General features: G+C 72.3%; 5 protein-coding genes and 1 pseudogene. 2 read left to right on the top strand and 4 right to left on the bottom strand.

All coding sequences use genetic code 11. The features are described 5' to 3' along the window. The coding region (locus ACFFNX_RS37525) for an ATP-binding protein (protein WP_378210809.1) at window positions 1-2,618 on the top strand (2,618 nt) is incomplete at its 5' end. Window positions 2,619-2,658: 40 nt separating this feature from the next. Here the strand turns inward: ACFFNX_RS37525 and ACFFNX_RS37520 are convergent. The 3 genes from ACFFNX_RS37520 to ACFFNX_RS37510 all read right to left on the bottom strand — a co-directional run bounded on the left by ACFFNX_RS37520 (window position 2,659) and on the right by ACFFNX_RS37510 (window position 5,067). Beyond that, window positions 2,659-3,471, bottom strand: coding sequence for an ABC transporter permease (locus ACFFNX_RS37520; protein ID WP_378210807.1), 813 nt, complete (start codon window positions 3,469-3,471; stop codon window positions 2,659-2,661). Further along, window positions 3,468-4,439, bottom strand: coding sequence for an ATP-binding cassette domain-containing protein (locus ACFFNX_RS37515; RefSeq protein ID WP_378210805.1), 972 nt, complete (start codon window positions 4,437-4,439; stop codon window positions 3,468-3,470). The genes ACFFNX_RS37520 and ACFFNX_RS37515 overlap by 4 nt, the downstream gene beginning before the upstream one ends. 157 nt (window positions 4,440-4,596) lie before the next feature. Beyond that, window positions 4,597-5,067, bottom strand: coding sequence for a Dps family protein (locus ACFFNX_RS37510; protein WP_378210803.1), 471 nt, complete (start codon window positions 5,065-5,067; stop codon window positions 4,597-4,599). A gap of 132 nt (window positions 5,068-5,199) precedes the next feature. On the opposite strand from ACFFNX_RS37510, the gene ACFFNX_RS37505 reads away from it, so the two are divergent. Beyond that, window positions 5,200-5,619, top strand: coding sequence for a Fur family transcriptional regulator (locus ACFFNX_RS37505; protein WP_378210801.1), 420 nt, complete (start codon window positions 5,200-5,202; stop codon window positions 5,617-5,619). Between the two features lie 911 nt (window positions 5,620-6,530). Here the strand turns inward: ACFFNX_RS37505 and ACFFNX_RS37500 are convergent. Beyond that, window positions 6,531-6,825 (bottom strand): annotated as a pseudogene (locus tag ACFFNX_RS37500) (septation protein SepH); the annotation flags it as partial.

The raw sequence follows: 6,825 nt of genomic DNA, 5'->3' as shown, positions 1-6,825 counted from the left end.
TGGCCGCCCATCCCCTGCGCGAACGCCCGTGCGGTCAACTGATGCGCGCGCTCCACGCCGACGTCCGGCAGGCCGAGGCGCTCGCCGTGTACGCCGACACGCGCCGCGCCCTCGCCGAGGAGCTCGGCGCCGACCCGTCACCCGAGCTGAGCGCCGTGCACCTGTCGATCCTGCGGGCCGAGCCCGCCGCGCCGCCGGAGACGCCGGGCGTGCGCCGCACGTTGCCGGCCCAGCTGACCAGCTTCGTCGGACGCGAGGAGGAGTTGCAGCGGATCGGCAAGCTGCTCGCCACCGGACGCCTCGTGACACTGCTCGGCCCGGGCGGGTCCGGCAAGACGCGCCTGGCGATCGAGGCGGCCGCGCAGGAGAACGGCGAGGTGTGCTTCGTCGACCTGGCACCGGTCGCCGACGACGCCACCGGCGCCCGGCACTCGGTCGTGCAGGCGGTCGTCGAGGCCCTCGGGCTGCGCGAGTCCGGCCTGTTCACACCGACGGCCGAGACGCGGCCCGACCCCGCGGACCGCCTCGTCGCCGCCCTGTCCGAACGCCCGATCCTGCTCATCCTCGACAACTGCGAGCACGTCGTCGACAGCGCCGCCCGGCTCGCGAACCGGCTGCTCGGCGCCTGCCCGGAGCTGCGGGTGCTGGCGACGAGCCGCGAGGCGCTCGGCATCACCGGCGAGACGCTGTGGCCGGTGCCGCCGCTCGCCTTTCCGGACACCGCCAACGGCGACGTGCTCGACTACCCGGCCGTACGCCTGCTGGCCGAGCGCGGCGCGGCCGTGCGCCCCGGCTTCACCGTCGACGCCGACCTCGACGCGGCCCTCGCCATCTGCCGCCGCCTCGACGGCATGCCGCTGGCGATCGAACTGGCGGCCGCGCGCCTGCGCACGATGACCGTCACGCAGATCGCCGACCGCCTCGACGACCGGTTCCGGCTGCTCACCGGCGGCAGCCGTACGGCGTTGCCGCGCCACCAGACCCTGCGCGCGGTGGTCGACTGGAGCTGGGACCTGCTGGATGAGCCCGAGCAGGTGCTCCTGCGCCGGATGTCGGTCTTCGCCGGCGGCGCCACCCTGGAGAGCGTCGAGGAGGTCTGCGGCGACGACGTCCTCGACGCCCTCATCGGGCTGGTGGAGAAGTCACTCGTCGTCGTGGACGGCGCCGGCCGCTACCGGATGCTGGAGACCATCCGCGCCTACAGCGCCGGCCGTCTGTCCCAGGCCGGTGAGGCCCGGCACGTACGGCGTGCGCACGCGCGCCACTTCCTCGGCCTCGCCGAGACCGCCGAGCCCCTCCTGCGCACGCCTGACCAGCTGGAATGGCTGCGGAGGCTCGACGCCGACTACGACAACCTGCAGTCGGCGCTGCGCTGGGCGATCGACGTCAGCGACACGGCGCTCGCGGTCCGCTACGTCGCCGCGCTCGGCTGGTACTGGTTCCTGCGCGGCCAGCGGACCGAAGGAGAAGAACTCGCCGCCGCGGCGGTCGCCCTGCCCGGCGAGGGGCCGGCCCAGGCGTGGGCGCTCGCCTGCATGTACTGGACGCTCGGGGCCTTCGGCAACAGCGAGCTCAGCGAGTCCGGCCGGGTTACTCTCCGCGAATATCTCGAGACGGCCCTGAACGCGACCCGCCACCTCGACCCCGACGGTCTGCACCCCGTGCTGCGCGCCGCGCCGGTGGTCCTGCGGTTCGTCGACGGCCGGCCCGAAGACGCGCTGGCCGAGATGGACACGCTGCCGACGGCACGGGACCCGTGGCTGCGGGCGACGGGCCACACGATGCGCGGGCACGCACTGATCAACCTGGGGAAGGTGGACGAGGTCGAGGCCGCCTTCGGCGCCGCGCTGGAGGAGTTCCGTGTCCTCGGCGAGCGCTGGGGGCTGTCGCTCGCGTTGACCGGGCTCGCCGAGGTCGCGCTCTGGAAGGGCGAGACGATGCGGGCCAAGGTCCACATCGAGGAGGCGCTTCGCCACTTTCTCGAACTCGGGAGCCACGACGACGCGAGCTTCCTTCGGATCCGTCTCGCCCAGGCCTACAGCGCGGTCGGCGACGAGGAGGGGGCGCGGGCCGAACTGGACCGTGCCCTGTGCAGCGCCCGGCGCCGCAGCGCGCCCGAGGACCTCGCCTTCGTCCGCTCCACGCTCGGCGAGCTCGCGCTGCGCGAGGACGACCTGCCGGTCGCACGTGACCACCTGGAGGCCGCCGCCGGCCATCGCAAGGAGGGCGGACCACCGCAGTTCGGCGCCATGATCAACTCCCAGCTCGGGCTCCTGTACGCGCGGGAGGGCGATTCGGACGCCGCGTTCGCCCGGCACACCGAGGCGCTCCGGCTGGCCGTGGTGGCGTACGACGCGCCGATCATCGCGCAGGCTCTCGTCGGCTTCGCGGACCTGGCCGCCCGTACGAGCGAGCCGGAGCGCGCGGCGACGCTGCTCGGTGCCGCCGTCGCCGTACGCGGCACCGAGGACCGGTCGCTCGCGGACCCGCCGCGCATCGCGCGGGCCGTACGCGAGGCGATCGACGACGCCCGGTTCGACGCGGCGTACGCCCGGGGCCGGGCGATGGATCGCGAGTCCGCGTGCGCGTACGCGACGGCGGCCGGTTCCCGGGCGTGACGCGTCCCGGCCCTGCGTACGGCCGGGACGCCTTCCTCTCTCAGACGCGGCGGCGCAGGGCGCGCACCGCGAGCGGGGCGAAGATGACGGCGACGACGACGGCCGAGATGAGGCTCTGGGTCACCGGGGTCGCGACCGCGCCGCCGTTGATCAGCCCGCGGGTGGCGTCCGCCAGGAAGGACACCGGGTTGACCTTGGCCCAGGCCTGCATCCAGCCCGGCATGGTGTGCACGTTCACGAACGCGCTGCTGGAGAAGCTCATCGGGAAGATCGTGGCGAAGCCGAAGATCTGCACCTTCTCCGGCGCGCTCACCAGGACGCCGATCAGCACCGAGACCCAGGAGACCGCGAAGGACATCACGACCAGGAGCAGCAGGGCGCCGGCCACCCCGGCGACGTCGGTCTTGACCCGGAAGCCGATGATGATGCCCACCAGCAGGAGCATGCCCATCGACCACACCTGCTTGACCGTGTCCGCGGCGATCCGGCCCGCCAGCGGCGACATGCGTGAGATCGGCAGGGCGCGCAGCCGGTCGAAGACGCCCTTGGTGATGTCGGTGTTCAGGCCGACACCGGTGTTCAGGGTGGCGAACAGGGCGTTCTGCGCGATGATGCCGGGCAGCGCGTACTGCAGGTAGGCGGTCGGGTGCCCGCCGGCCATCTGCCCGCCGAACACGTACGTGAACAGCAGCACGAACATGATCGGCTGGACGCTGAGGTCGATCAGTTCCATCGGGTTGTGCTTGATCTGCACGAGCGTGCGCCAGGCGAGCGTCAGCGTGTGCCGTACGGTGCCGAGCGGGCTGACGCGCGAGGACAGCGCGCGGGGTGCGGGCAGGGTCGCCGCGGTCATGCGGGGCTCCCTTCGGTGACGAGTTCGGGCCTGGGTTCCTCGGCGCGGTGGCCGGTCAGGGCGAGGAAGACCTCGTCGAGGCTGGACCGGCGCAGTGCCAGCTCGGCCACGAGCACGCCCGCGTCGTCGAGGTGACGGACGACCTTCGGCAGGACGCCGGGGTCGGCGACCGGCGCGGTGACCAGGTCGCCCTCGATCTGGATGCCCTGGCCGACGACCATGCTGACCAGCCCGGCGACCGTCTCGCGGTCGCGTGCGTCGACCGCCCGCACCTGGAGCACCTGGCCGCCGACCTGGCTCTTCAGCTCGTCCGGTGTGCCGTGGGCGATGACCTTGCCGCGGTCGATGACGGCGATCTCGTCGGCGAGCTGGTCGGCCTCCTCCAGGTACTGCGTGGTGAGCAGCACGGTCACGCCGTCGTCCACCAGCCCGCGCACGGTGTCCCACAATCCGCCGCGCGCGTGCGGGTCGAGGCCGGTGGTGGGCTCGTCCAGGAACAGCACCGACGGCCGCCCGACGAGGCTGGCGGCCAGGTCGAGACGGCGGCGCATGCCGCCGGAGTAGGTCTTGGCCGCGCGGTCGCGAGCGTCCCACAGCTCGAACCGTTCGAGCAGCTCGGCGGCGCGTGCCCTGGCCTCCCGGCGCGGCATCTCCAGCAGCCGCCCGATCATGATGAGGTTCTCGGTGCCGGTGAGCATCTCGTCGACGGACGCGTACTGGCCGGTCAGCCCGATGAGCTGACGGACCCGGTGCGCGTCGCGTACGACGTCGTATCCGCTGACCGTCGCCCGGCCCGCGTCGGGCCGGAGCAGGGTGGCCAGGATCCGTACCGCGGTGGTCTTGCCGGCCCCGTTGGGCCCGAGCACTCCCAGGACGCTGCCGGTACGAGCCGCGAGGTCCACCCCGTCGAGGGCGACCGTATCGCCGAAGTGCTTCACCAGCCCTTCGGCCTGGATCGCATAAGTCATTGGGCTCTCCCCGTGAAAGTGATGTGTCCGGTGGAATCACTCTTCACGGGAGAGCTGGCATCTCACGCACATTCGCCTGACATCCGCTGATGTGTACCTGAGACGGCTGGTACGGCCGGCGCCGGTCACCCGGCGTCGGCCGTCAGCGGGCGTTGCGTCAGGCGTGCTGCACCGCGAACATCCAGTGCTGCTTCTCCAGCTCCCGTACGGCCGCGATCAGCAGGTCCTGGGTGACCAGGTCGGTGTCGTCGGTGACCACGATGTGCCGGCGGAACCGCTGGACCATCTCGCCCAGCAGGTCGGTCACGGTCGCGACGACCTTGTCGTCCTGCAGGTCGCCGGCCTCCAGCGGGTGCAGTTCGGTGGTGTCGGCCACCGTACGGACCCGGCCGTCCGGGTTGACGCCGATCGCCGCCGCGCGCTCGGCCATGACGTCGGCGTGCTCGCGCGCGATGGCGACGACCTCGTCGAGCTGGAGGTGGATCGAGCGGAAGTGGCGGCCGGTCACGTTCCAGTGCGCCTGCTTGGCGGTGAGGCCCAGATCGATCAGATCGACGAGCGCGCGCTGGAGCACCTCCCCGGTCGCCTTGCGGGCGTCGTCGGAAAGCGGGCTGTTGACCTTGCTCATCGGATTCCTCCTCGGATGGTGTCTTTTGACCGATCCTTATCTTGACTAAGTCCAAACTAGCACTGATCCATCCCGCGTCGCTCGGCGGGTATCTTTGACCGTGTCAACTCTTCTCGCCGAACGGGACCGCCAGTGGACGACCTCGCCGCGCTGCTGAGGAGCAAGGGCCTGCGCAACACCGGCCAGCGACGCGCCGTCCTGGGCGCCCTCAAGGACAATCCGCACGCCACCGCGCCGGATCTGGAGGTCGGGCTGGGCGTCGGAAAGGCGTCCTCGGGGCTGTCGCGGCAGGGCCTGTACAACGTCCTTGAGGACCTGACCCGGGCGAACCTCATCCGCTGCATCGAGCCGGCCGGCTCACCCGCGCGCTACGAACTGCGCGTGGGCGACAACCACCACCACCTGGTCTGCCGGCAGTGCGGCCGGGTCGAGGACATCGACTGCGCCGTCGGCGCGGCCCCCTGCCTGGACCCGGCGGAGGACAAGGGCTTCGCCATCGAAGAGGCGGAGATCACCTGGTGGGGGCTCTGCGCGTCCTGCAAGGCGAAGTGAGCCGCCCCCTCGACACCGGGCCGCGTCGCGGGACGTTCAGGGCGGATCGGGTTAGGCGACGTCGCGGCGTATCGGCGGCGGTTCTCGCCGGCACCGTGTAGACGAGCATGACCAGCCGCGTGCTGCCGAGCCGCTCGGCTCCCGCACCGGCCCGTGGCGGAGTCGATTCGGCTCCGAGAGGGACCGTCGGCAGCGCCCGCCGTTCCGGCTCGGACACCCTGGGTGGGTGTCTTACGGTTCTCGTTGACCTGCGGCGGAGCCGGTCCTGCTCCGAAATCCCTGCATCGTCCGGGGTCACCGGCAGCGCCGGGTGCCCCGGTTCCGGCACCCTGGACGAGGTGTCACACGGCCACCGGTTCGCTGCCTCCCGTGCGCTGCCGAGCCGGTTGGCTCCCGCATCGGCCTGCGTCGGGGCCCGTTCGGCTCCGAGATCCGCGCATCGTCTGGGATCACTGGCAGTGCCCGGTGCTCCGGCTCGGACACGCTGGGCGGGGTGTCTCACGGTTCGCTGCCTCTCGCGTGCGGTCGAGCCGGTTGGCTCCCACATCGGCCTGCGTCGGGGCCGGTTCGGCTCTGAGACCCGCGCATCGTCTGGGGCCACCGGCAGCGCCCGGCTCCCGCATTCTGGACGAGGTGTCTCACGGTCGGTTCGCTGCTTCTCGTGCTGCCGACCTGCCAAGTCGACTGGCACCGCCGGGACGCGGTGACCCGCCGATCGGGCAGTTGCCCGGCCGAGGCGTCGAACAGTGCCTTCGGCTCATCGCGGGCCGTCCAGCCCGCGCGTTCAGCCATTTCCGCGGCTCGTCGGCTCTGGGCAGGTGTGAACGTGCTCGCCGGTTCGGATCGTTTCGGGTGCGTGGACCGAGCGCCGCGCGAGGCCTAGGCCATCGTGCCGCGGAGATCGGGTTCGGTTACTCGGGGCGGCGGGCGCCGAACATGATCTCGTCCCAGGACGGGACCGACGCGCGCTTGCCGCGGGACTTCTTGCGTGCTGGGCGCTTTTCCTGGGCGGGCGGAGGCGTGGCCTTTCCGCCGCCGGCGGCGGCCGCGGCGGCCGGCTGTTCGGTCGTGGTCTCCGCTGCCGGGGCTTCGGCGGGCTTCGGCTGCTTCGGCGGGGTGGGCTTCGGCTGGGCGGGTCCGCGCGCGGCGGGCCTCTGCGGCGCGGCCTTCGGCTCGGCCGGCTTGGGTGCGGGCTTGCGGGCGGCA

Origin of the sequence: Actinoallomurus acaciae, from assembly GCF_042429965.1 — a bacterium.
Taxonomy (GTDB): domain Bacteria; phylum Actinomycetota; class Actinomycetes; order Streptosporangiales; family Streptosporangiaceae; genus Actinoallomurus; species Actinoallomurus acaciae.
The sequence above is the reverse complement of the archived record's forward strand: the minus strand, read 5'-3'. Positions and strand labels throughout refer to the sequence as shown.

Excerpts from the sequence above, each read along its gene's own strand:
- ACFFNX_RS37510 (WP_378210803.1), bottom strand. The coding sequence starts at position 5,067 with ATGAGCAAGGTCAACAGCCCGCTTTCCGACGACGCCCGCAAGGCGACC.
- ACFFNX_RS37520 (WP_378210807.1), bottom strand. The coding sequence starts at position 3,471 with ATGACCGCGGCGACCCTGCCCGCACCCCGCGCGCTGTCCTCGCGCGTC.
- ACFFNX_RS37515 (WP_378210805.1), bottom strand. The coding sequence starts at position 4,439 with ATGACTTATGCGATCCAGGCCGAAGGGCTGGTGAAGCACTTCGGCGAT.